Source organism: Streptomyces sp. DH10 (genome assembly GCF_029813805.1).
GTDB classification, from domain to species: domain Bacteria; phylum Actinomycetota; class Actinomycetes; order Streptomycetales; family Streptomycetaceae; genus Streptomyces; species Streptomyces coeruleofuscus.
This window is the reverse complement of the sequence record NZ_JARVKU010000006.1, coordinates 297245-320577: the sequence shown is the minus strand read 5'-3', so window position 1 is coordinate 320577 and position 23333 is coordinate 297245. Positions and strand designations below refer to the sequence as shown.

At 68.5% G+C, this 23333-nt stretch carries 24 protein-coding genes and 1 pseudogene; 14 read left to right on the top strand and 11 right to left on the bottom strand.

What is annotated here, in order from left to right:
• Nucleotides 1-54: 54 nt before the first annotated feature.
• The 3 genes and pseudogenes from QC385_RS15885 to QC385_RS15875 all read right to left on the bottom strand — a co-directional run.
• Nucleotides 55-252, bottom strand: a pseudogene (locus tag QC385_RS15885) (transcriptional regulator); the annotation flags it as partial.
• A gap of 50 nt (nucleotides 253-302) precedes the next feature.
• A complete protein-coding gene (locus QC385_RS15880) occupies nucleotides 303-1628 on the bottom strand; it encodes a HEPN/Toprim-associated domain-containing protein (protein WP_279541946.1) in 1326 nt (441 codons plus the stop codon).
• A 47-nt stretch (nucleotides 1629-1675) separates the two neighbouring features.
• The gene (locus QC385_RS15875) at nucleotides 1676-1981 is read right to left on the bottom strand and encodes a hypothetical protein (RefSeq protein ID WP_279542083.1); all 306 of its coding nucleotides are present in this window, start codon (nucleotides 1979-1981) and stop codon (nucleotides 1676-1678) included.
• A gap of 37 nt (nucleotides 1982-2018) precedes the next feature.
• On the opposite strand from QC385_RS15875, the gene QC385_RS15870 reads away from it, so the two are divergent.
• On the top strand, nucleotides 2019-2372 hold the full coding sequence (locus QC385_RS15870; protein WP_336621296.1) for a hypothetical protein: 354 nt from the start codon (nucleotides 2019-2021) through the stop codon (nucleotides 2370-2372).
• 104 nt (nucleotides 2373-2476) lie between these two features.
• Entirely contained in the window at nucleotides 2477-3178 is a 702-nt protein-coding gene (locus tag QC385_RS15865) for a class I SAM-dependent methyltransferase (protein ID WP_279541945.1), read from the top strand.
• 9 nt (nucleotides 3179-3187) lie between these two features.
• Here the strand turns inward: QC385_RS15865 and QC385_RS15860 are convergent, their stop codons facing one another.
• Complete coding sequence (locus QC385_RS15860; RefSeq protein WP_279541944.1) at nucleotides 3188-4762, bottom strand: hypothetical protein; 1575 nt, start codon at nucleotides 4760-4762, stop codon at nucleotides 3188-3190.
• A gap of 880 nt (nucleotides 4763-5642) precedes the next feature.
• Between QC385_RS15860 and QC385_RS15855 the strand changes: the two genes are divergently transcribed.
• The 3 genes from QC385_RS15855 (at nucleotide 5643) to QC385_RS15845 (ending at nucleotide 7524) form a co-directional block, all read left to right on the top strand.
• Nucleotides 5643-6227 (top strand): RNA polymerase sigma factor, encoded by a 585-nt coding sequence (locus tag QC385_RS15855; RefSeq protein ID WP_279541943.1) that lies wholly within the window; start codon nucleotides 5643-5645, stop codon nucleotides 6225-6227.
• Nucleotides 6224-7039 carry a hypothetical protein gene (locus QC385_RS15850; protein ID WP_279541942.1) on the top strand — a complete coding sequence of 272 codons (816 nt, stop codon included), beginning with the start codon at nucleotides 6224-6226 and terminating at the stop codon, nucleotides 7037-7039. Before QC385_RS15855 ends, QC385_RS15850 begins: the two co-directional genes overlap by 4 nt.
• Before the next feature lie 101 nt (nucleotides 7040-7140).
• Nucleotides 7141-7524 (top strand): hypothetical protein, encoded by a 384-nt coding sequence (locus tag QC385_RS15845; RefSeq protein WP_279541941.1) that lies wholly within the window; start codon nucleotides 7141-7143, stop codon nucleotides 7522-7524.
• 126 nt (nucleotides 7525-7650) lie between these two features.
• On the opposite strand, the gene QC385_RS15840 is transcribed toward QC385_RS15845, so the two are convergent.
• Nucleotides 7651-8301 (bottom strand): uridine kinase family protein, encoded by a 651-nt coding sequence (locus tag QC385_RS15840; RefSeq protein ID WP_279541940.1) that lies wholly within the window; start codon nucleotides 8299-8301, stop codon nucleotides 7651-7653.
• A gap of 473 nt (nucleotides 8302-8774) precedes the next feature.
• Here QC385_RS15840 and QC385_RS15835 point away from each other — a divergent pair, with 473 nt between their 5' ends.
• The 5 genes from QC385_RS15835 to QC385_RS15815 all read left to right on the top strand — a co-directional run bounded on the left by QC385_RS15835 (nucleotide 8775) and on the right by QC385_RS15815 (nucleotide 12774).
• On the top strand, nucleotides 8775-8942 hold the full coding sequence (locus tag QC385_RS15835) for a hypothetical protein (RefSeq protein ID WP_279541939.1): 168 nt from the start codon (nucleotides 8775-8777) through the stop codon (nucleotides 8940-8942).
• Nucleotides 8943-9020: 78 nt separating this feature from the next.
• Complete coding sequence (locus tag QC385_RS15830) at nucleotides 9021-9737, top strand: RapZ C-terminal domain-containing protein (protein WP_279541938.1); 717 nt, start codon at nucleotides 9021-9023, stop codon at nucleotides 9735-9737.
• Between the two features lie 335 nt (nucleotides 9738-10072).
• Nucleotides 10073-10927, top strand: coding sequence for a hypothetical protein (locus QC385_RS15825; protein WP_279541937.1), 855 nt, complete (start codon nucleotides 10073-10075; stop codon nucleotides 10925-10927).
• A gap of 61 nt (nucleotides 10928-10988) precedes the next feature.
• Nucleotides 10989-12200 carry a hypothetical protein gene (locus tag QC385_RS15820; RefSeq protein ID WP_279541936.1) on the top strand — a complete coding sequence of 404 codons (1212 nt, stop codon included), beginning with the start codon at nucleotides 10989-10991 and terminating at the stop codon, nucleotides 12198-12200.
• Between the two features lie 292 nt (nucleotides 12201-12492).
• On the top strand, nucleotides 12493-12774 hold the full coding sequence (locus tag QC385_RS15815; RefSeq protein ID WP_279541935.1) for a hypothetical protein: 282 nt from the start codon (nucleotides 12493-12495) through the stop codon (nucleotides 12772-12774).
• A gap of 228 nt (nucleotides 12775-13002) precedes the next feature.
• On the opposite strand, the gene QC385_RS15810 is transcribed toward QC385_RS15815, so the two are convergent.
• A complete protein-coding gene (locus tag QC385_RS15810) occupies nucleotides 13003-13998 on the bottom strand; it encodes an XRE family transcriptional regulator (RefSeq protein ID WP_279541934.1) in 996 nt (331 codons plus the stop codon).
• A gap of 511 nt (nucleotides 13999-14509) precedes the next feature.
• Between QC385_RS15810 and rfbB the strand changes: the two genes are divergently transcribed.
• Genes rfbB through QC385_RS15795 form a run of 3 tightly spaced genes read left to right on the top strand, consistent with a single transcriptional unit; the run spans nucleotide 14510 to nucleotide 17947 of the window.
• Entirely contained in the window at nucleotides 14510-15532 is a 1023-nt protein-coding gene (gene rfbB / locus QC385_RS15805) for a dTDP-glucose 4,6-dehydratase (RefSeq protein ID WP_279541933.1), read from the top strand.
• On the top strand, nucleotides 15522-16778 hold the full coding sequence (locus QC385_RS15800) for an ATP-grasp domain-containing protein (RefSeq protein WP_279541932.1): 1257 nt from the start codon (nucleotides 15522-15524) through the stop codon (nucleotides 16776-16778). Before rfbB ends, QC385_RS15800 begins: the two co-directional genes overlap by 11 nt.
• 32 nt (nucleotides 16779-16810) lie before the next feature.
• A complete protein-coding gene (locus tag QC385_RS15795) occupies nucleotides 16811-17947 on the top strand; it encodes a DegT/DnrJ/EryC1/StrS family aminotransferase (RefSeq protein ID WP_279541931.1) in 1137 nt (378 codons plus the stop codon).
• Between the two features lie 13 nt (nucleotides 17948-17960).
• On the opposite strand, the gene QC385_RS15790 is transcribed toward QC385_RS15795, so the two are convergent.
• The 5 genes from QC385_RS15790 to QC385_RS15770 all read right to left on the bottom strand — a co-directional run bounded on the left by QC385_RS15790 (nucleotide 17961) and on the right by QC385_RS15770 (nucleotide 22588).
• Nucleotides 17961-19136 (bottom strand): UDP-N-acetylglucosamine--N-acetylmuramyl-(pentapeptide) pyrophosphoryl-undecaprenol N-acetylglucosamine transferase, encoded by a 1176-nt coding sequence (locus tag QC385_RS15790; protein WP_279541930.1) that lies wholly within the window; start codon nucleotides 19134-19136, stop codon nucleotides 17961-17963.
• Nucleotides 19137-19295: 159 nt separating this feature from the next.
• Nucleotides 19296-20192, bottom strand: a complete 897-nt coding sequence (locus tag QC385_RS15785) for a hypothetical protein (RefSeq protein ID WP_279541929.1) — start codon at nucleotides 20190-20192, stop codon at nucleotides 19296-19298.
• A 217-nt stretch (nucleotides 20193-20409) separates the two neighbouring features.
• A complete protein-coding gene (locus tag QC385_RS15780) occupies nucleotides 20410-20844 on the bottom strand; it encodes a hypothetical protein (protein ID WP_279541928.1) in 435 nt (144 codons plus the stop codon).
• Between the two features lie 103 nt (nucleotides 20845-20947).
• The gene (locus QC385_RS15775; protein ID WP_279541927.1) at nucleotides 20948-22162 is read right to left on the bottom strand and encodes a hypothetical protein; all 1215 of its coding nucleotides are present in this window, start codon (nucleotides 22160-22162) and stop codon (nucleotides 20948-20950) included.
• 114 nt (nucleotides 22163-22276) lie between these two features.
• Nucleotides 22277-22588: a hypothetical protein gene (locus tag QC385_RS15770; protein WP_279541926.1), complete on the bottom strand. Its 312-nt coding sequence runs from the start codon at nucleotides 22586-22588 to the stop codon at nucleotides 22277-22279.
• A gap of 164 nt (nucleotides 22589-22752) precedes the next feature.
• Between QC385_RS15770 and QC385_RS15765 the strand changes: the two genes are divergently transcribed.
• Nucleotides 22753-23055: a hypothetical protein gene (locus QC385_RS15765; RefSeq protein ID WP_279541925.1), complete on the top strand. Its 303-nt coding sequence runs from the start codon at nucleotides 22753-22755 to the stop codon at nucleotides 23053-23055.
• Nucleotides 23056-23333 lie beyond the last annotated feature (278 nt).

The window sequence follows — 23333 nt, the reverse complement described above, 5'->3', positions numbered from 1 at the left end:
CCAATACATCCGTGGTGAGGGCACCTGGTGGAGGATCGGGTCCGAGAGGATGAGTCAGCTGCTGATCGAAGTCACGGCGAGGTGTAGTTCGCGCACGCCGATTGTGCGCGGGTGCCGTTCGGCCAGTTCGTTGACGATGCTGCGGATTGCGGGCCGGTCGCGGACCTCGCCGGGGCTGGCCCGGTAGGCGTCGAGCAAAGCTTTGGCGGTCTGCTCGGGCCGCTGCCACGCCCACCAGGCGCGTGCCATGTTGTGGCTATGGTTTGGAGCTGACCGTTGACCGCTGGCAGTGCCGGATGCGACTACCGGCTCTGGGCAGCATCGATGAGGATCTGCGCGATCTCTCGAAGGGGATCCCAGCGCTCGTCCAGTGGCACCTGTCCAGCTTCCGCAGCGTCAAGCAGAGCATCGATCCTCTCTTCGACGTAGCGCTTGTTCTGCAGCTCTCCCTGCCATGTGTTTACCGATTTGTTCAGCGATGTCCACTGGATAGGAACGGGATTTCCGTCAGGGCCGATGAGGCAGTCCAGGCCGAAGTAGAACTCGACGGAGCATGCTCGACCGTTGACGTCGTCCTGGCTTGGGCCCGAAGGTCCGTGGGTTGGATAAGCGCGCGCGTAGTCCAGATCGGGCAGATTGCGAGCGATGTAGTTCTTGGGAAGAGCCGGGTTGGCCAAGGTCTTCAGTGCAGCCAGTCCAGCGGCATCGTTGTCGACGAGGGCGATGACACGGTTCATCACACCTGCGGCTGCGAAGCTCCTGAGGTTGGCGACCACCCGATCCGTCCCGCCCGCAGCCTTGGTTTCCTCAAGGTTCCAGAAGGCGAAGTAGCCGGCGATGTCGGGCCTGACGATACGTAGCGCCCGGCCTAGGACACGGGAGTCGTACTTCCCCTCGGTGATGACGATGACAGGTCCACTACTCGCCATCTCATCTCGCAGCTGCTGGAGGGCCTCGGTCGAGACTGCCTCACTGCTCTCGAAGTAGCCAGCGATAAGCAGGTCACTCAGGTCGAGTTGTAGGATCTCTTCCGGAGCTTGAGAACTAAGGATCAGGACAAGGAAGAGCCTCGGATCGACTGCGAGGTCATCAAAGAAGAAGTCCAGCTGCGAGACACAAATTTCTTCCAGCTCGGCCAGCTCTGGGTGATCGTCCCCCACTTTCCAGTTCCCGAAGGCCTCCGCTCGCTTGAGATAGGCCGCGATCCCCGTGGCAAGGACCTCGGCGGCAGAGACCCGGTAGTAGATCTCCTGCTTGCGCTCTCGCGTGGGACGACGGCGCAACACCAGAAGACCGTCCTGCATGTCATCCTCGTTGACGCCTTCGAGATCCTTGATCATCTCTTGGCTGCATCGATCGGGATCGAAGCCCATCAGCTTGAGGCGAGTCATGATCGTCTCGACTGTGGTCCGGTAACCGAAGAGCTCACGACGGTCGAAGTCCTCGAAATCATCGAGCTCGTCCCACGCTGCCTCACCACGCGCGTTGGCCTCGTCGACGCGCCGAGCCCATTCGAGGTGCTGGTACTTGTCTTCCTCACGGAAGACCGTCATGAGCTTGGCGGGCGTCTCGTTCTTCCCGCCCCTGATGTCCCTGCCGCCCAGCAGGAGGGTCCAGATGTCCCCCATGCGCCTCTCCGATCGGTGTGCTGCGAGATCATTTGGTGCTCATAGTTTCAAACGTTGACCTTCCAGGGTCGTGGTTGCCGAGCTGTGCCGATGCGGGTGACCTTGGCGGATGCTTCCAGTGCTTGTCGAAGCTGTGCGCTCTCAGAAGCGAGGCGTTGGATCTGGGCCGCAGCAAGCTTCAGATGTCCTTTGAGGGTTCGATTGGTGATCTTGAGTTTGGCGTTTCTCGCGACGACCGTGTCGAGGCGGCTTTGACGCTCCTCGCCGGAGGAGGAGCCGCCTGGCGTGGATCGGCTCTCGGTGATCTCGCGAGCGATGTGGGGGAAGTGGCGGCGGAACGTCGTGTTGCTCAAGCCGAGCTTCCTGGCCAGGGCGAGGACGCTGGGGGCCTTGCCTTCTTCGGCTGCCTGTCGGCGGCTGGCGGCCCGGGTCCTGGACCAGGGGTACGCATACCTGCTGACCGCGATGAAGCACCGGGGCGAGTCGCTGGGACTCGCCCCGAGCAAACTCGTTGATATTGGTGTCCACACGGTCATCCTGGACACCGTGGCGTACGCCGAGCTGTGCGAGCGGTTCAACGGCGGGGTGTTCCTGCACCACGTGCCCAAGGTCGGCATGAAGAACGACGGGTCCGTGATGAAGACGGCGCACATCGTCGCCGCCGACGGCTGGCAGGTCGACCTGTCGCTGTGGGTCGACGCCGCCGAGTGCGGACCGTGCCACCCGGGCAACGACTCGCACTGACAGCGCGGGCGCCTGGGGGCTCTGGCCGGGCGGCCGGGGCCCCCAGGCATGTGGCCGGGTGACTTTTCGCCGAAGTCGCCCGTCGGCGGGTCGCGGCCGCCAGGATGAGGCGGGTGACCACCAGCACCGCAGATCTCTGGCACCACTACGGACGTGCCCGCGCCACCAGTGACCGTGCTGTTCCCGACTGCTTCTACTGGGCCTGGGGACAGGACGCGGGGCCCGGCGCAGAGGTCCTGGGCGACCTGGTCGGCCGCTGTGTGGGCGACCTCGGTGCCGGGGCGGCCCGGCACGCCGCGCACCTGGCTGTTCATCACCAGCCGGCCCGGGTCACCGCGGTCGACGCCTCGCCAGCCCAGTACGCCATGGCGACCGACCTGTACGGCGATCTCGCGCCGCGCCTGCGCATCGTGCACTCGGACGTGGGGTCTCACCTGCGTACGATGCGCGGCGGGTACGACGTGCTGTACAGCGTCTTCGGTGCCATCGACTTCACGGACCCGCGTGAGCTGCTGCCGGTGGCGGCCGCCGCGCTGCGGCCGGGCGGGCGGCTGGTGTTCGCGACGCTCGCCCACTACCTGAGCGGGGCGCCTGCCCAGCCGGATGTGGTCGCGGCCGAGGTGCCGGCCAAGACGCCGGACGGCGCGGAGGCCACGATGCGCCGCTGGGTGCTGCAGGAGCACGTGTGGACCAAGCTGCTCGACGAGGCCGGGTTCACCGGGACCACCACCATCGTGCTCCCCGCCACGGCCGAAGGAGCACGCACCGCCGACACGCTGCTGGTGAGTGCGCACCGCCCGTCCTGATGAGCGGAGCTAGCGGCGGTGCCAGTAGCTATGGACTTGCTGCACGTCAGCGTCGACGACGTCACGTAGGTCGTCGTCATCCGAAGGGGCCTCCAGGCCCAGTGCGCCTGCGACCTTGCGGTAGGACGTCGTCATGTCGGGATCTCCCGCAGCAACCAGACTGGACAGCAGTGCCTGGTCGGCGGGCGTGGCCTGGTCGACGAGGGCGAGGATCTGGACGCGGTCGGCGAGTGTCGTGCGGGGCAGCGCGGACCCGAGCTGCCGCTCCAGTTGCCCCCAACTGGTGGTGATCTGGGCCCGGGCGGCCTTTTTGAGGGCGCCGCGCACCGCCGAGGCCGCTGATTCCAGCACCTCGGGTTCAAGCTCCCGGCGGTGAGACGGTCGTGCGGGGGGCTTCTTCTTCTGCGCGCGAGGGGAGTCCTTGTGTGTCGGGGGCGGCTGCTTTTCGATCCAGGCATTGGCCTTGCGCCGCTCACTGCCCGAGAGCGAGCTGCCGGCTGCGCTGGCAGCTGCAGTCAGCTGTGTGATCAGTCGGCGTTCCTCTGCGACGGATATGTCGGCTGCGCCGCTGAGCTGGAGGAGGATGCTGCGGACTTCCCGTAGCGCCGCTCGGCGTTGACGGCGCTCCTGGCGTGCACCGTTGAGGTGTCGCTCCAGTGTCTCCTTCGGGGATTGCTGCCTGCCCGGGGGCTGCGGCTTGGGGGCCTCGCGTGAGGGGCTGGGCCGCTTGGGTTGGGGGCGACGACGCAAGGGAGGGGGATAGAGGACAGTGCGGCCCTCGCCGGCGGCAGGGAGGTGGTCTTGCTTGCGGAGAAAGGCGCGGGCTGCGGCCAGGACACGCTGCTCGGAGGCGCTGGCGCCACGCCGGGTGAGGGTCGTGGCAGTCTGCAGCTGGGAGCGGACGTCCCAGGCCCGCCTCTCGGAGACGGCTCTGGCAAGGTCGGCGAAGACGCGTTGCTGGTAGTCCTCGTGTCCGGTGAGCCAGTCGCGGGCTTCGTCGAGGGCATGCTGCGCTTCGGTGCGGGCCGGGCCGGTCAGGGTTTCGAGGAAGGGGCCGCTGCCGGCGTACAGGCGGCGTACGTGTTCGACCGTGCCGGAGCGCTGGGCTGCCTCGAGGCCGCGGATGAACAGACTGACGTTCTCCGGCAGGGCTCCCGTGCCCTCTGCCGCCACGCCGACCTGTGAAGGTCCGGGCATAGAGGGGTGCTGTCGCAGGATCTCGGTGGCGGCCGGGGTGATCAGGCCGTCGCCGGTCCAGGAGCAGTCGGCGAGGGGGACCCATTCGGTGGGGTGGGCCAGACTCTGCGTGCCGATCCACACCTGGCGGCTGGATCCGTCGCTCTCACACCGCACCCGGTACACGTACGGGCAACGGGAGAGCACCCCGGGTTCCGGCACCACGCCGGGTCCCAGAACAGGTATGCGGCCGTTGTCCCAGTCGGGGGGCACCGCGCCGTCCATATGGACACGCAGGAGGACGCCGTCCTCCAGGTCCACGTCCAGCAACGAGCCGATCGGCTGCGGGAAGGCGAAGGAGCCGGTTCGGCCGTGCTCCAGCAGGGACCGGTTCATCGCCGACTTCACATACAGATGGTCGGCGCTGGATTCGCCGACCTTCGGCCTCCGGCAGGTGTGCGGGGCGCCGTTGCCTGCGGAAAGTGTTGGAAGTGGCACTGCCTGTCGACGTAAAGCTTGTGGGCGAGCCGGGCTCCGCATCCGCCGAGCAGGAGCCCGCACCAGAACGTGTCGTGGGCGTGAGAGCGGCGGAACCCGTCCAGCTCGATGGCCTCGGTCGGCGGCACGACGGGCACGTCTGAGTGCTCATCCCCGATCACTGCCGTCTGTACCAGCCGCGTGTCCCGCACTACGACGACCCCCAATCGCCCATGGTCAACGATAGATGCCGCCGCATCGCGGGACAGGAGCATCGCGGAGGCCGACGACGCCAGCCGGGATCCCACCGATGGCGGCCGCGGCTGCGGATCGCCGTGGGCAAGCTGCTACGCACGTGCTGGGAGCATCGGTTCCCCGAGCTGGCGGCCGCCGCTGCGGCATGAGACAAAGCAGGCCGACTGCTGCTTCCGGCGCGCAGCCAGTCGGGGGGCGCACGCGTGACTGAGTGCATACGGTACGTAAGAATTCCTGGGTCGGCGTGCACACTTGCCTCCTCGATTCGCTTGGCTGATGGGTGAGGGCGCTACCGCTCTTCCGTGTCGACGGTGGGGGTCGGCAACGGCCGCCGAACGGGAAGGGTTTCGAGGCAAGTGGATCTCGATATGGCTGCTCGCCTGCTGACGGGGGTGGTCACGGTGCGGGTTTTCGCAGGTGACGTCCGCGCGGTAGGCAGGCGCCTGCTGAGTGCTGGTGTACGGGTCGGGGCGGCGCAGCTTGCCGCCCAGTACCGGCGGGGGGAGACCGTGAGCCGGCGGAGCGGCGCCGGTGACGAGCGTCCGGGGGAGGCCCGGTGAGTGGTCAGCAGCCCGATCCGTGGGCGGATCAGGCGGTGCGCGATGACCTGGCCGCTGTACTGCCGACCACGTTCGTCGCGTTCTACAGCAGGCAGCACAGGGCGTATCTGCGGTACGCGCATGTGCAGCTGGACAGCCGTGAGGGGGCCGAGAAGGTCGTCGAAGACGTCTTCGTTCAGCTGGCGCGGGCGTGGACGCATGTGCTGCAGCAGCCCAATGTCGATGCGTACGCGTGGGCTGCCCTGAAAGAGGAAGTCGTCCGCCGTCTGGAGATACAGGGACGGACCCTGGCCTTGGTGGAGACGGCCGCGTTCGCCGCCGTGCGTCATGCCTCCCGGTCCCGGTTCACCGTCCTGGAGTCCAAGCTGGGGCTGTACGCAGCGATCGCCCGGTTGCCGGAACGTCAGTACGACGTGATTCTGCTGTGCTTCGTGCTCGGCCACCCCATGCGGCGGGTGGCGGAGCTGATGGGCATCTCCTACGGGACGGTCCGAAGCCACCTGCGCGGAGCGCGGCGGCGTCTGTCCCGCGAACTGGGGATCGACTGGGCAGCGGAAGACATGGAAGAGGAGGAAGGATGAGCCGGGGGAGTACCAGGCACTCGCGTATCGATGAGGTCCTGGCCAACGCCGAGGTCCTGGCCGACGAGTACGAAGACTTCGACGAACGCGCCGCGCTGGACCGGATCGCCCGTCGCGTGGTGTGGGACAGCGCCACCGACCTCGAAGACCGTGCCCGATGGATCCGTACAGCCAACGGCCCGGCCGGCCGCGCCTCGGACGGCATTCGCTGTGCTGTGCCGGCAGCCCTGCATGAGCGGGCCGCACACGAACTGCAGGCCCTGTGCTCGCATGTCGTCCGCGATCCGGCTGCGATCGCCGCGATGGCCCTGCTGGTCGACGACCGGGCCACCATCGAACCCGGCGGCGCTCTGGCATTTGCCTGCCTGCTGTACCTCGCCGACCGGCACGAGGCCGCACAGTTCTGGTGGCAGTTCGCCGCCGGCGCCGACTCATCCACCGCCGCCCACTGCCTGTACTTGCACCACCTGCAGCACAGTGAACTCCGCGACGCCGGGCTCTGGTACGACCAGACGCGGGAGTTGCGCCGGCTGGACGAGAACCCGATGTTGCAGCTCACGCCGTCGCAGCAGGGGGACAACGTGTGGCCGTGGTCCCCGAGGACCGTGACCTTCCTGACCGTGTACGAAGTCGACGACTCGGCGGACCTTGATGACGCCGGCACGCCGCTGCTGGTGGTGCCGCTATCCGACTCCCTTGCCCAGGCCGTACGGCGGCTGGAGGTCGACAGCGATGTCGACTACGGCACCATCCCCAAACCGGATCCCGATCTAGCAGCAGAACTGGAGGACTGCGTCGTCTCAGGAACCTGACGAGCGCACGCGCCAGCGTGGCGGACCCAGGGGAGAGGGCGTTGCTTCGCTACGCTGCTGTGCGATGGCCGCTGCTGCGTCGGCCCGTGTGAGCCTCTGACTTGGCCGTGGTCGAGGTCTGGCGCACGTACAACGACGGCACGACGAAGCCGCTGCTGAAGGTGGAGTTGCCCTACGAGCTGGCGCGGCGGTCGGCCGCCTTTCACGAGGCCGGTCACGCCGTCGTCGCCGCCGCGTACGGGGCGCACATCAAGGTGACCGGCGTCGTCGACGTGCCGACCGGGGGAGTCCAGTGGTCGCTGACCGGGCGTACGGAGTTCGACGGGCCGCCGATCCCGTTCTGGCGGTTCGCCGCCCAGTGCGCCGCCGGCGAGCGCGCGCAGGCCCGCTACCTCAAGTCCGCGGGCCTCTGGTCTGCGGACAGCCAGGCCGTGTGCACCCACCATGTGGCTTTGCATCTCAGTGCGGGAGTCGCTTCAAGGTGACTGTGGGAGTCACCCTCTGACCGAGTTTGCGATGCCGGTTTGTTTTGACGTCAGTTGGGGGCTTGCGTGGGAGCGAGAGATGTGTTGCTGCCGCAGGGGGCCATATGGGGAACTGGGTCGGCCGACCTAAGGGCTGGTCGGCGGGGCGACGACCAACTCGGTGTCCGGGTCGTGGTCGATCTGCGGAGGGCCGGCGACGATCATGGTGGCTCGGGCCCATGGCTGCTCTCGCAACATGAACGGCAGTTCCTCCAGCAGCCAGTTCGCCACGTGCTCCAGCTGCTCGGGGGAGTCACCGTCGCGGACGACCAACAACCGCTCTTGTCCATCGAGGTCACCCTGCATCCACACCGAGGCGTCCAACCACGGGGCAAGCTCTTCGCGGATGATGCCGGTGCCCTCGACCCAGATGACGTCGGCACCGGCAGGGATGTTGATCGATCCGGGCCGGTCGTGGGTGACCCAGGCATCAGGGCGGAAGTCCACCGCCTCACCCCGGTGCAGGGGTTGCAGGATGTTCTCGACGAGCACGGCGCCCCAGTCGAAGTAGGCGTGATTCCAGGCGACGTCGTCGGTGTGCACGATGGCGGAGTTGGGCACCACCTTGCGCAGCCGCTCGGCCAGGGTCGTCTTGCCGGCGCCGCCCCGGCCGTCGATCGCGATCACCCGCGGACGTCCAGTGACATCGGGTGATGCATCGCGCAGCTGCCGGACAGCATCGAGCACGGTCACCACCCGCCAGCCAACGGCCTCGGTCTCGCCTGGATGAAGATGCATCGACAACCCGTCTCCGCAGGTAAGGACACGCGTCCGGCCAGCCCGGACGGTCCGCCGGTCGCCTGACCTTATCGACGTCATGGTCGAGAGGCCACGTCGGTGTCGGGCGGCGACACTCGATCCATTTCGCCGGCCCCTGTGTCGGCCGCGGGATTGGTGGCGAGTGCGTGGAGTGGTGCTGGAGACCACCAGTCGGGCGATCCAGCGGCTGGTGTCGCCACGTCAGATCCCAAGCCGGGGGCGCCATCCACACGATCAGGCAGGTTGAAAAGAGGTCACTGAGTGACGTCACTTCTCACTGACTTTGATCGTGCAGGTGCGGCCTGGGTGACTCCCGAACTTACGTCGAAACGACATCCACGGAAAGTGACACAGCCAACCATGACGACTTCGAGTTCACCACCGCCTGGTTCGAGACGGCCGGCCATGTCCTCACCCGTGATGAGGACCTTCCAGACGACGCCCCCTCCGGCATGTCGTGGACCACGGCCTGCCGGATCGCCGACCTGATGCTGTCGATGCTGTGGCCACAGGTGGAAGCGGTTGCCACTGGCATCGACGCCCACGGACTACTGACCGGGGACCAGGCCGCCGAACTCGCCGGCGCCACCAACCCGCCGCCTTATGCGGGCCCCGACTGACCACATCCCGAACCAGAAACCCCCGCCCAGCCCCAGCGCCGAGCGGGAACCACACCGACGAGGAAGGGAAAACCCCACGTGAGCAGCCACATCGACGCGACGGCCACCGACGGCGATGACGCCGAATGGATCGCCCGTCAGATCGGGCCCCAGCAGATTGGCGGCCGGTACTACAACGGGTACTGGGGCCAGGAGTACGAGGTCCTCAAGATCGACGACAAGCCGGACAGTTGGGGTCCGTGGGAGATTTCCATCCGCTGGGCCGACGGACGCGAGGACACCCACTGCACGGCGTGGGACTACGAGCGCGACCGCGTCATCGCCCAGCCGCCCGCCCCCGATGTGACGATCGTGTCCACCGGGCGCCTGCACGACGCCGAGGAGTCCGAGTACGCCGACATCCTGTCGCGCGCCACGATCGCGGTGGACCTCCGCTTCCACTTCAAGGACCCCCATGTCAGCGCCGACCTGCGCGAGCTGACCGCGAACGACCAGGTCGTGCGCGACACCGTGATGGGCACTCCGGGCGTGCGCGAGCTCCTCGCGGCGACCTCGCTGCAGATCCTGGCGTACCTGGCTGGCCCCTCCAAGGCGCCGATCACCGTGGTCACCCAGTGCGCCGGCGGACGCCACCGTGCCGCGGCTACGGCCATGGCGCTACACGCCGTCGTCTCCGGCGACGTCGGGGAGGCCGCCACGTACGGGCTCGCCGAGGAGGCGAAGGCGTTCGCCGACAGGGGCCTGGTCGTGAAGCTCGTCCATCGCGACCTCGAGCGGGCCGTCGTTCACCGCTGACCCGCAACACCAGCTCTCCGCTGCGGTCGCACGCCAGTCCCCGGGTGACCTCCGCCAGGGGACTGGCTTTGCGGGCCGTGTCAGGACGGATCCTCCTTCCTGATCGCGGTGGGCTACGTACCCGCTGCCGCCACCTCGCAGGCGTCACAACGGGCTTCGAGAGCCGCTCCTTTCGGGTACGGGCGTCGATCCTGCGATGGGCTGCGGCGGTGCTGTGCCCGTTCTTAGCTGGTTCCTCGTCTGGGCAACCGGATACGCCAAGTCAGCTCGTGAATCGGCCAGTTGTCTCCCATACTCTTCCGTGGGTCAAAATTAGCCCGGTACATTCCTGACCCATGGAAGCACGTTCCCCGAAAGAGGCGGCCCTCGCTGCGTTGCGCACCTGGCGCAGCTTCATGGACGACCGGGATCCGCTGGTCATCGCAGCCGCCCGGGCAGGCGCGTCACAGGCCGAGATCATCGAGGCGAGCGCCCTGGCCAAGGGGACGGTCCGAACGATCCTCATCTCCCGCCAGGAGGACACACAGGTGACCACCACGACCACCGATCCGCTCACCGGCCTGCATCATCCGCACTACCTGCGGACCGACCACGAGGGCGCCTTCCGCAAGTTCGTCTTCCGGCCGTTCACGGGCGAGGAGCCGGAGCCGACCAGCGGCGACAAGATCTACGCCACCCACCGCGCGGCCCTCGGTGCCGACCTCGCCCAGGAGCTGACCGACGAGTACCGCCTCGCCCACCAGCAGTGGCAGATCGCGCGCTTCAAGACGGCGCTGCGCCCGCTCGCCAAGGAGGCGCCCCCGCTGTGGAACGCCTACGTGACGGCCAAGGCCGCCATGGAGGAGACGTTCGCGGCGTTCGACACGACCCCGGACACCATGTGGAAGTCGCAGATCCTGAAGTTGTCCCGCGCGCACGACGCCGCCTGGGAAGCCGCAGTGAACTGGGACGACCACGCCGAGCGCATGGCCGCCCTGGCCGACGAGCACCTCAAGGGAGTCTCCGTCACCAACGTCCTCATCCAGGAGGCCGCCGCCGAGGCCGGGGTCGACTCCAGGGACTGGGTGATCGAGTACTCCGCCGAGGTGTACCGCGACTCGTCCATGGCCGGTGTCCACGACCGCGTACGCCGCCTCATCGACCGCCACAAGACGGAGCTGAAGGCCGGCGGCATGCTCCGCACGGACTGACCCGGCCCACGCTCGCAACCGACCGACCCCATCACAGGGAAAAAGAGAGAGGACGATCCAGATGACGCACGAGGGCATGACGGTGCCGGAGGTCACGGTGGACCGCTACGCGGCACCGCGCGTCCGCGCCTTACCGGTGACCGAAGTGATCACGGCCAAGCCGCTCGACGGTCGACGCCCGGGGCACTACCAGCAGGTGCTGCTGAACACCCGCAGCGGTGAGCTGCGCTTCCACGAGATCCCGGAGCGCTGGGAGCCGTGGAACCCGGCCTGGACGTCGATCAGCGACGTACCGCGCGAGACGTACAACCGGTGGCACCCCGGAAAGTTCTTCTCCGGCGTCGGGCCCGACCTGTGGTTCAAGCCGGTGCCCGAGCTGCTGTCCTGGACCATCGACTCCGGCGTGGAAGAACTGCCCTACCTGGTCGTCGACGACGCCAACGCGCTGCTCCAGGAGCTGACGCCGTACGCGCAGGCCCTGCTGGACGGCCTGTTCGACGCCGGCGGTGACCTCGACTGGTCCGCCGACTCCGGCCACGCGGGCCGCAACATCACGCGCCTGTGCAAGCGGGACCGGAAGGCCGCCGGCCCAGAGGCGGACGCCGACCTGGTCGACTACGGCACGATCGTGGCCCGCTTCCCGCAGGTGTACCGGCCGAACCTGCTGCGCAGGTCGCTGGACGAACTCGCCGACGGTTGCGAGTCGATCACGCGGTACCTCGGTGCCAACGAACACTGGCACGAGGAGATCAAAAAGATCTTCGGCGTCCCGTATCGGGACGGGAGCGGCATCGACCTGGACGTCCTGGGCGTACGCGCCTGGTACCGGACCCTCCTCATGGACGGTGACCCCCGTCCGCTCAAGGAATTCACTGACTGGGACGGCGAACACGGCCGCCTGGCCGCCGGCGAAATCACCTCCAACTCCACGGACACTGAACTCGACCGCTGGGCCGACCGCGAGGAGGAAAACGCTGCACGGCAGGGGTGGCGCCTGCTGGGAGTACGGGAGGCCGCCTCCACCCACCGGGAGCAACTGCGCGCCCGGGAATGGGACCGTCTGGCGGTCCTCGGGGCCGACATCGCCTGGATGGAAGACTCGACGGACGCCGTGGACAAGAAGCTGGAGCCGACGCGAGCTGAACGCCAGCAGCTGGTCACCGCTGCGATCGGCTGGGGCCGCAGTGACAGCGAGATCGCCATCCGCGCCAGGGTGCCCCGGCGGACGGTGTACGAGCTCCGCGACACCGCGGCCGCAGGGCAGCAGAACTAGAGCGTGCCCGGGACTGCCGTTAACAGCCCCGGACACCGGATCATCATCACATCCGGAGCCCCGCCGCGTGCGGGGCTCCGGCCGTTGCCCGGCTCGTTCCGCCCGAGCCGTGAACAACGCGGCAGTTCCGAAGGCCGCGTCCCAGCGTGTCGTCCTTGAGTACCGGGGAGTTGAGCGGGACACATGATCACATCGAGGCCGCGCCGTTGAGTCGTTCTCCTTCACGGACTCGTACGGGCGAACTCCGGCTCCTTCGTACCGGGCGGCAATCGCCCTTCCTTACGCTGTCGGCATGCCCGATCTGACCGAGCAGCAGGCGAATGACCTGGCTTTTGCCGCAGAGACCGCCGCTGTGTTGCCCTCACAGCGTGCCGTGGTCCCGACGCTGTGCCGGATGGCGAGCGTGGACCCGGCGACCGGCCGGAAGTCCAACACCGCACTCCTGCTGGGCCTGCTACGCGGCGACGAAGGAGAGCTGCGTGCCGCCTTCGAGGTGGCCGGCCGGATGCTGGCCGGCGACACCCGCCCGACGGGCAGGTCATCTCCGTTGGCAACGCCGCCCACGACCCGATGATGAAGCTGGCGCACGACATCATCCAGCTGAGCATGCGCGGCGAACCAGAGCGAGCCTGGGCTCAAGTCAGGCAGCATCCCCCCGGCCGACAGGCAGCCGTCCTCTCTATCCTGGCCTCGTTCCTCAACTACCACTTCGCCGGCCTGGACCCGATCGCCCTCGCGGCCACGGAGCAGCGCACGACAGCGCAGCGTTAAACGGAACAGTGGCGGACGGGTGAGACGGCGCTCAGCAGGACCGCAGACGTTCCAGGAACTCCGGCACCCCGTCGAGCGACTTGTACGGCCGGAACGCAGGTCCCAGGTCCCGGACCAGCTTCACGCATCGGTCAGCACCGATCCGTTGTGCCACGTCCAGCGACTCGTTGGAGACCACGAGGGCCTGTTCGACCTCCCGGGCCTGGAGCAGGGACCGCGCCTCGTACGTACGGAACACTCCCCGTGTCTTGTCCCGCGAGCGCGGGAGCAGCGACAGTCCTTCTTCGATCCGAGCCCGTGCCTCTTGGGTCCGGCCGAGATCGAGCATGCACTGACCGGAGTCCACGGCCAGATCTGCGGTGCTCATCCACCGGCACCAGGACGGCGCCGGGTCTGGGGTATCCGTCAGCAGCGCCGCCTCGGCCGCGCTCAGGTCCTGGTGGCATGCGCCGGCGTTTCCCATCGCTGCGTGTGCGCGGGCCCGGCGCAGATGGAGCGCGGACCGTGCCGTGGGGTGCCGGGTGTGGATGAGGGCCTGGCTCAGCGGCTCGACGGCCGACTCCGGCTTCCCAAGCCAGATCGCCTGGTAGGCGAAGTCCGACAGGACCCCCGCGCCTTGATCCCGGTCCCGGGCGGTGTGCGCATTGGACAGCGCCGCGTTCCACAGCTTCCCGGCCGCGTAGTGCTGGCCCTGGTCGAACCGGTACCAGCCGCAGGTGCTCGCCAGCGACGATGCCAGCAGATGCAGACGGTGCCCCGTTGGTTCGCTGAAACGGCCGCCTTCCAACAGGTCCGTGACCGTGTCCAGGTGCGCCTGGGCCATCTTGATCATGTACTGGCGTTTCTCCGTCGGTAGTGCCGACAGCTTCGTGCCGGTCTCCTCGAGCCAGCACATCAGCTCCTCGTCAACGTGAGTGCCGTCGGCGGCAGCTGTGAGGCGGTCGGGTTCCAGTTCGGCCCACTGCGAGGCGAGCCCCGCCAGAGCGAGCGCACTGTAGGTCAGGAATGTTCGGCGTTCGCGGTCCATCACAGCTCTCTGTGCATCTCGAAGGGCGTGGACGGTGTACGCCGGCCCGAGTGGCACCGGCTCCTCGTGGCCGGGTAGCCAGTGAGGCCACGGATAGAGCTCAAGGTCGGAGACCGGCACGTCGAAAGCGTCAGCGATGAGGAGCTGCGAATCGGCATCGGGTTTCTTCCGGCCGTGCTCCCACCGGCTGACGGCGGCCTTGTCCACGCCGCACCGCAGTCCCCGCATTCGTGCGGCCCTGTGCATCCGGGCCACCAGATCGCTTTGAGACCAGCCGCGTAGGAAGCGCGCGTACGCGAGGGGATGCCGGATCGGTTCGTCCACGGAATCAACCCCATCATCGACAGCTACCCCGAGGGTAGCGAGTGGACGCCCGGGACAACCCCGGGACAACGCCCAACGCCTGTTCGGTGAAAGGCAGTTGGGCTGTACTCGTTCATCCCCGGAAGCGTTCGACGCACATCCGGGCACCTCCCGCACACAAAGCGACGCACACTCTTCGGAGGCTTCGATGGACAAACTGCTTGTCACGGGTGGGGCCGGGTTCATCGGCTCGCACTTCGTCAAGCGCATGCTGCGGGCCGACGACATTGGCCATGTGACGGTGCTCGACGCCCTCACGTACGCGGGGCACATCGAGAACCTCGGCGAGGCGTTCCTCAGCCCCAAGCTGACGTTCGTCCACGGCAACATCCTCGACGCCGACCTGGTCGACACTCTCGTACGCCAGCACACGGCGATCGTTCACTTCGCCGCCGAGTCCCACGTCGACCGTTCCTTCGACGACGCCGGCCCCTTCCTGTTGACGAACCTGCTCGGCACTCAGACCCTCGCAGATGCGGCGATGCGGCACGGCATCGACAAGTTCGTGCACGTCTCGACGGACGAGGTCTACGGGCCACTGCCGCAGGGCTCCGCCACCGAGGCAGACCCGCTGCGCCCGACGGTCCCGTACGCCGCGTCGAAGGCGGCCAGCGACCTGGTCGCGCTGAGCTACCACCACACTTACGGCGTCCCGGTGTGCGTGACGCGCAGCTCGAACAACTACGGCCCCTACCAGCACCCCGAGAAGATCATCCCCCTGTTCGCGACCCGGCTCCTGCGAGGCCAGCAGGTCACCCTCCACGACCGGGGCCAGCACGTGCGGAACTGGCTGCACGTCGAGGACAACTGCGCCGGCGTCGAGCTTGTCCTGCGCGGCGGCACGCCGGGCGAGGTCTACAACATCGGCGGCGGCACCGACTTCACGAGCAAGGAGCTGACCGGCCACCTCCTGCGCCTGTGCGGCGCCGACTGGGACTCGGTCGTCTACGTGCCGGACCGGCGCTCGAACGACGTCCGCTACTCCGTGACCTGGGACAAGCTCGCCGACCTCGGCTACCGGCCGGTGCGCGACTTCGAGGAAGGTCTCGCCGAGACCGTCGACTGGTACCGGCGCAACCCCGACCGTTGGGCGCCGCTGATGCGCAACCCTCACGCGGCCCACACCACGGTCGCCCTCACACCCGCCAAGGAGGAAGCCCATGCCCACTGACCAGATGCCCCCGTGCCGCATCCAATGGCCACAGAACGCGCTGGTCGTACTGGGCGCGTCAGAGGAACAGATCCCGCTCTACCGGGAGGCACAGCGTCGCGGAATTCCGACCATCGGGGTGGACATGCGGCCGGATGCTCCCGCGTTTCGGCTCGCCAATGCGGCCCTGAAGGTCTCCACCCGGGACGCCGACGCCATCGCCAGCGCGCTGGGTGACACACGCCCCGCCGGGATCGTGTGCGGCGCGAGCGACGCCGCACTGCCCAGTTGGCACACCCTGGGCCGTCGATACGGCTTCCCTTACGTGTATCCCAAGAGCGCACTCGCGGCTGGTGACAAGGCCGCCTTCCATGAGATCGCCGCGTCCTGCGGCGTCGCCGGATACGGGTGGGTCGCGTCGGACGACCCGGACGAGGTCGTCGCGAAGGCGGCGGCGGAGCTGCGCTTCCCGCTCGCGGTCAAGCCTGTGGACGGTTCGGGCAGCAAGGGCGTCGTCCGCGTCACCCGGCCTGATGACCTGTCCGCCGCTGTTGCCCACGCCCGCAGCTTCTCCGCCTCTCAGGCTGTGATCGCCGAGGAGTTCTGCCAGGGTCGTCCACTGGTCATCGACATCTTCATGCAGGGGGGCCGATCGAAGCTCACCTGTATCCACGACGTGGAGTTCTCCGCCACGAGTTTTGCGATCAAACGGCTGCGCTCTCCGGCGCAGTTGCCCTTGGCGGTGCGCGACCGGCTGGAGGCAACCGCCGAACGCCTGTGTCTGGCGCTCGGCGTCACCGATGGTCCAGCAGACTTCGACGTCATCCTCGGCACAGACGGCCGAGAACGCGTCATCGAGGCCAACCCGCGTGTCGGAGGCGACGGCATCACGAAACTGATTGCCGCCGCCTACGGCGTGGACAACGTGCGTGCGCTCATCTCGCTTGCGCTCGGCGAGCCGTTCGATGTCCACCTGAAGCCGACGCGCACCGCGCATGCAGCAGTGGAGGTGATCAGCTCACCACTCAATGTGGATGGTGAGCTGGTCAGGTGGGAGGGTGTCGCCGAGGCCCGTGCCGTTCCCGGGATCACCGATCTCGACCTTCAGGCCAAGCCGGGCGACTCCGTACGGCCGCACAGCCAGTCCGCCCACAAGATCGGCCTTCTCGTCGCCGCTGGCTCGTCGGCCGAGGACGCGTCCGCATCCCTGGAGAAGGCCAGCGCGCTGATTCGGCCGCTCGTCCGGCCGATCAAGGGGGCGAAGTGATCGCGCCCAGGTCCGCAACGAAGGGGGGAGTCGTGACCAACCCGCCGAAGCCGGATGCCCGGCGCAACGCCAGTCCGTACCTGTACGGGCAGGAGGCCGCGGCAGTGGCCCGGGTGCTGGAGGCCGGGCAGTACGGACACAGCAGTGTCACTGAGGAGTTCGAGCACCGCATCGCCGACTTCCTCGGCGTTCCCGACGCCGTGGCCGTCGCCTCCGGTACCGCGGCCCTCCACGCCGCCCTGCTCGCCGCCGGCGTCGGCCCCGGCAACGAGGTGATCGTGCCGTCCATGACGTTCTGCGCGACCGTCCAGGCGATCCTGGCCGTCGGCGCCACCGTGCGCTTCGTCGACATCGACCCCGCCACGATGTGCGTGAACGACCAGCTCGTCATGGAGGCGGTCAGTGACACCACCGCCGCCGTCGTTCCGGTCCTGTTCGGGGGCCGGGCAGTCGACCTCACCCCCGTCCAGGGGGAGCTGGACGAGCGGGGAGTCGTCGTCATCGAGGACGCCGCGCACGCTTTCGGCTCCCGCCACGGCGCACGGCGCGTGGGCGCGACCGGGGCCCTGACCTGCTTCTCGTTCGGTCCGATCAAGAACCTCACCTGCGGCCAGGGCGGCATGGTCATCCCCCGCACACCTGCGGAAGCCGACACGATCCGGCGGCTCCGGCTCCTGGGCGTCGCCCAGTCCCAGAGCGAGCGCGCCAACACCACCACCTACCGCGTGGACTCCTTCGGCCTGCGCTACCAGCTCTCGGGTATCAACGCGGCCATCGGCCTAGCCCAGCTCGACCGCTTCGCCACCACAGAGGACACCCGCCGCAGCCTGTGGCGCACCTACCGCGAGGCCCTCGCCCCGCTCGACGGCGTGACGCTCGTCGACGTCGACGTCGACCACACGGTGCCGCACCTGTGCCAAGTCCGCCTGCCACACCGGGACCAGGTGTTCGCCGAGCTGCGCGCCCGGGGCATCGGTGTGGGCGTCCACTACCCGCCCAACCACCTCCAGCCCGCCTTTGCCGCCTGGCGTCGCACGCTGCCGGCCACCGAGCAGGCCGGGGTGGAAATCCTGAGCCTGCCCTTCCACCAGCACCTCACCGAGACGGACATCGAGCACGTGGCCTCCGCTCTCGGCACGGCCCTGCACATCGGCCAGCGACTCCCGTAACTCCCCGCGCCAGTCAGCCGGATGCGGCAGACAGGATCACGTCCACGAGCCTGTCCGCCGCATCCGGCCTCCCGTGTGCCCGGGCTCGCTCCGCCATCGACACCCGCCGCGCGGGGTCGGTGAGCAGCGGGCCGACCGCCTCCTTGAGCCGGTCGGCTGTGACGTCACCGAGCAGGGCGACGGCGGCCCCGGCCTCCTCCAGGTGGCGGGCGTTGTGCGCCTGCTCGTTCCCTGCCGAGGAGGCGAGCGGGATGAACACGGCCGGCTTGCCGAGCGCGGTGAGCTCGGCCAGGGTCCCGGCCCCGCTCCTCGATACCACGACGTCCGCGAGCGCGAGGACGTCGGGCAGCTCCGGGCCGACGAACCCGGCCAGGTAGTACCGGTCAGCCAGCGTGGCCGGCAGGGGTGCCGCGTACTGCCGCAGCTCCTCGACGTTGTCCGGACCGCACTGGTGGATCACGTTCGCCCGTTCCAGCAGCCAGGGCAGAGCGTCCCGCACGACTCCGTTGATCTGCTGGGAGCCCTGCGCGCCGCCGGTGACGTACACGGTCGGCAGCCGCCGGTCGAAGCCGTGCAGGCCCAGGGCGCCCACCGCCTTGTCCGGGTGCCCTGCCAGCACCTCCGGCCGGATCGGGTTGCCGGTGACGACCGCAGCGCCCCGTACTGCCACCGGCAGAAGGGGCAACGTCGACTCGGAGGACACCGCAATCCGCGACGCCGAACCGGCCAGCTTCCGGTTAGCCAGACCCAGGCGCACCGTCTGCTCATGCAGCACCAGCGGACGCCGGCACATTCGCGCGGCCAGCCCCGCGGGGACGGCGACGTAGCCGCCGGTGGCCAGTACCACGTCCGGCCGGAAGTCCGCGACCAGCTTCCTTGCCTGGGCCACGCCAAGCGGCACCCGCGCCATGTCCCGCACGTTCGCCGCCGACATCATCATGAGGGGGTTGCTTGAGCGGCGGATCTTCCCCGTGGCCACGGTGGCGAACGCGATCCCTTCGGCGGGCGCGACACGCGCCTCCAGGCCATCGGCAGTGCCGATCCACAGCACCTCCAGGACCCTCCCCTCGGCCGCCAGTCGATTCTGCAGCGTACGGATCGCAGTGAGCGCCGGGTAAGTGTGGCCGCCGGTGCCTCCTCCCGTGACGATGAGGCGGAAACTGTTGACGCGACAGGGTTCACTCTTCACCCGGCGCAGCCTACTGGGCCCCAATGGCTCTTCTCCGGCCTCCGGACCGGAACCGATGACTCGGTCCACCTTCGAACTCGGGGTTGAGGTTTCCCTACAGGTCGATGTTCGGGGCGACGGCGTCGAGGACTAGCGGCTCAACTAGGTGGGAGCACGGAGCTACTCGCCTTGATCGTTCTCTATAGTCGACTCGACCCTACCGATCTTCTTCACCACACCGTGCAGTTCGCGCAGCAGCTCCCGCTCGGCGTCTTCCGTTCTGAACTCGATGTTCCACTGCCGGACGTCGTTGACCATGCCCTCGATCGCCTCGTCGAGCCGTTGCCGCAGCAGTCCGGGGCGGAGGGCTTCGACCTCGACGGCGGTGTGCGGGTCGATGCCTTCGCGCAGGCACTCCTCGCGGTAGCGGGCGAAGTTGACGTCGCGGGTGTTGACATCGTGGGTGGTGAGCCGGCCGGAGCGGACGTCATCGGCGGTGATGGCGATCTGCCGGAACTCCAGGTCGAGTTCGCCATTGCCGTAACGCTCCATCCGCTCGACCACGGAACGAGGGACACATCTGCCGGTAGGGTCCCAGTCGCCGCAGAAGATCACCGTCACTCCCTTGCCCTGATGCGCGTACTGCTGCACCGCCTCGTAGACGAAGGTCTTGGAGGACTGGCCACGGCAGGAGTACAGGCCCACGCCCCAGGCCGAGGTGGTCGGACGGAGCACGCCACCGACCGAGTCGCTCTCGCACCAGACCTCGACGCGGCGGGACTGCGAGGCCCACAGGTTGCGTCGGTAGGTCTCCGTGTTGCGCCGCATGGCGTCGTCGAGCGAATCGTACTGGGTCTCCTGCCGGACCATGCGGGTTCCGTCAGTGATCCACTCCCAGGGCAGCCGCCCGGTCTCCCTCAGGTAGCCGACCTCGCGGACGACCACTGAGTAGTTCCGGCGGGAACGGCCGGTGTCCTTGTCCCACAGGCTCCCGACGCCGAGGTAGTAGACGTGGCGGACGCTGCACGGTTGCGCTGCTTCCGTGACCTCGCAGATCGCCGCCCGTAGGGCCTCCACCTGCGCTCTTGTGCGGCGGGTCCGTCTTACGGAGCTCTAGCGTCGTAACTCGCCATACCTCCAGTGAACGCCCGACGTGGTGTCGCCGTCACCGCCTCGGGCGCACACTCCGCTGGCCCCCCGGCCGAGCGGGGAACGCGCTGCGCGTGGGTCGAGTCACGCGGTACATGTACCCCTGCCCGTGCGTACCGGCCGAGGCCTGCGGACCGCGGGCGGGTCAGACGCTCGCCTCAGCGACAGCTGCGCGGAACTCCTGCGTCATCAGGGCCACCGAGCCGCGCTGGACGGGAGTAGCGTCCGGCTCCGCCGACACTCTGGCCACCGCGGCGCTCATCCGCTCGTACCTCGCCGCCTCGACGACAGCGCGATACGCCTCGGGGACCTCCCTGGTGTCCTGAATGGCGACCATCGTGCCGAAGCGGGTGCCGATCTGCCCGATCGTCTCGGCCTTCCAGCCCAGCTGCCGGGCTGCCTTGCGCATCGCGGCCCTGATCAGATCGACTCCGCCGAGCCCGACGGCCTCCTCGTCGTCCAGGCGCACCTCGTAGGTGCCGCCGTAGCCGCCGGCCCCCTCGGGACAGGAGCGCCGCAGTAACGGGACCAGGGCCTCGGTCATGGCCGTGCAGCGCGGGTCCTTCGCGTAGGAAGCCATCTGCGCATCGTAGAGCTGCGAGATGGCGCGCACCCTGGTTCGGCGGGGGCGCTCACTCGAAGTGGGCCGCGGCGTACGGCGTCGCGCCGCGCGTGCCTGCCGGTCAGACAGGTTCGAGGAGGTCGACGACGGAGAGCCCAGTCTCGCCGTTGACGAGTTTGAGGGCGACTTCGGCACGGGCCGCGAGATCGAGGGGGTCGAGGTCTTCGGCGTACGTGGCGTGCACGATGCGGTCCAGGCCCGCGCCGACCAGCGGTGCGGCGGTGCGCAGCGAGGCCTCCAGGGCGACGCCCTGGGTGGCGCCGCCGTGCAGGACGATGTTCCGCATGCGGTACAGCCTGCGCAGCGCGATCCGGAAGGCGCCGGCGACGTCCCCCAGCACCGGGCGCGGGTTCTTGACCAGGTCGGCCATACGCTGGGCAGCCGGCCGGTCGCTGTACTTCGTGGACGCGCCGGTGAAGTCCAGGGCGGAGGCACCGCTCGTGTGCAGGGCCTCGGCGACCAGGCGGGCTCGCTCCTGATTCGTGACGCCCGCCGTGACGGCTCGGGCGAGGGCGTCCTTCGTGCGGGGCTTGTGGCGGTGCGCGAGGGCGGTGAGCTCGGCGCGGGGCCACGAGCAGGCGATGATGGCCGCCATCCGGTCGGCCGCCACTGCCTTGCCGGACCGCTCGTGTTCCCCCTTGGGATCGTCCGGGTGCATCAGCAGCGATTCGACGGCGGCCCACGCGCCGGCGACGGCCGGGGCCATCGGGCCGCGGTTAACCGCGGCCGCAAGTTCGAGGGCGTCGTCGATGCGGCTGCGGGTGCCCGCGACCTGGTAGAGGTGCCCTTCATTGACCAGGGTCAGGACATCGGCGCCCCGTGCCGGGGGATCGAGCGGGATGGGCCGCGCGTGACCGGCGACCCAGAGATAGGGGAATGGCTCGACCCCGCCGCGGTCCTTCCGCAGGAACTGAGAGCGTGCGGTCATCCGCTCCACCATCTGGCGCGCCTGCTCGGCGGCGCTGAACGGATCCAGTGCCGTGAACCGGTAGACGAACCCGCCGCCCGGCCGGACGCCCGCCGTGGCGTGGCCGTGTTCGCGCAGCCAGGCGACGACCTTGCCCTTGTCGTACCAGTGCTCCAGCGGCTCGGCGAGCTGCCGCTGGGGCACCTTCTCCAGCGCCACCAGCACCTCGTACGAGCGGGCCGGCGTCCGGGCGAGCCCGGCGGCACTATCCGCTATGTCCGCCGTGGTGGCGCGCGTGTCGTAGAGATCTTTCGCCCAGGCCTTGAGGTAGCTGGCGCTATAGCCCAGGTCAAGGAGGTGGGAGGCCACCGTGCGGGAGTACCGTTCCGGCTTGACCCGCTCCTCGACGGGAACGTTGACCGCCGCCGCCCACCGCTCCAGATAGCCGACCCGGACGTGCCCGATGATCTCCTTGAGACGGCGTCACGCAGGGCTGGGATCCGGCAGCGAGTTCTTCAGCAGTCCAGTGAGTTCTTTGCGCAGGTCCCGGTCTCCGAGACCGCGGTCGGGGCCGATCAGAGCGTTGAGCTCGTTGCTCTGCCAGTCGCACGCGGTCGGCGAGAGCACCCCTTGAGCCTGCCAGGAGCCGGCCTCCCAGAGTTCCTCGAGCGCGAGCACGGAACCTATGTCCCACAGACGGCGCGCCCACGGCGTGCCTTCGTCGGTGAAGAAGTCCGACATACGGGCCAGCACGTGCCGCGCGTAGGAATCCGAAACAGCAGGAGCTGTGACCATCGCAGCACCCTAGCCGAGGTGATCGCCCACACCGTGCGCGGCAGTGATCACGTGGTATGGTCGTCACAGACTTAAAGGGGCACCCGCCGTCTAACGGCCGCTGCCCCTTTCTTCTTGTCCGAACGGCTTCGGCAGGGGCCGGACCCGCTGGTACCGTCGCTCGTATGGACCAGAACGGACCCCAGGTGCCGTCCTTCGAGCCGGAGGAGTACGAGCGCGTCACAGCGGCTGCTCACCTCCTCGGAAAGTCCCCCGAGGACTTCGTCCGCGACGCGGCGCTTGCGGCCGCCGCCGACCCGTTCCTCAAGGCCCTCGGCAAGACCCGCGACCGCATTCCGCAGCTCGCCGACGTCTTCGCCACCCAGGACACCCGCGCCGCCGACACCGGTACGGCCACCTGGCCCGACCCGGCGCCCATGGGCAGCCGCGGCCTGCCACAGAGCCAGCAGCACGGTCACGCCGCGTGACCCGGTTCCTCACCCCCAGCTCGATGCCGTGCAGGCTCGCGCATCAACCATGGTCCACCTCGGCCTGCCCAGCTTCAGCCAAGTTGCGGTCCGGACCACGGATGCAGACGGCCCCCGCCCCTGATCACCAGTCGCGGTTTGCTGCCTGACTCCAGGCACCTAGGTGCCGGGACCTTCTGGCCTACACCGAAACGCCTGGGGCACCGCCGAACTCAGCGTGATGTCTTGCACTTTGCAGCGATGTGCCTCATGACGCCGCCACCGGCCAACGTCCGTGC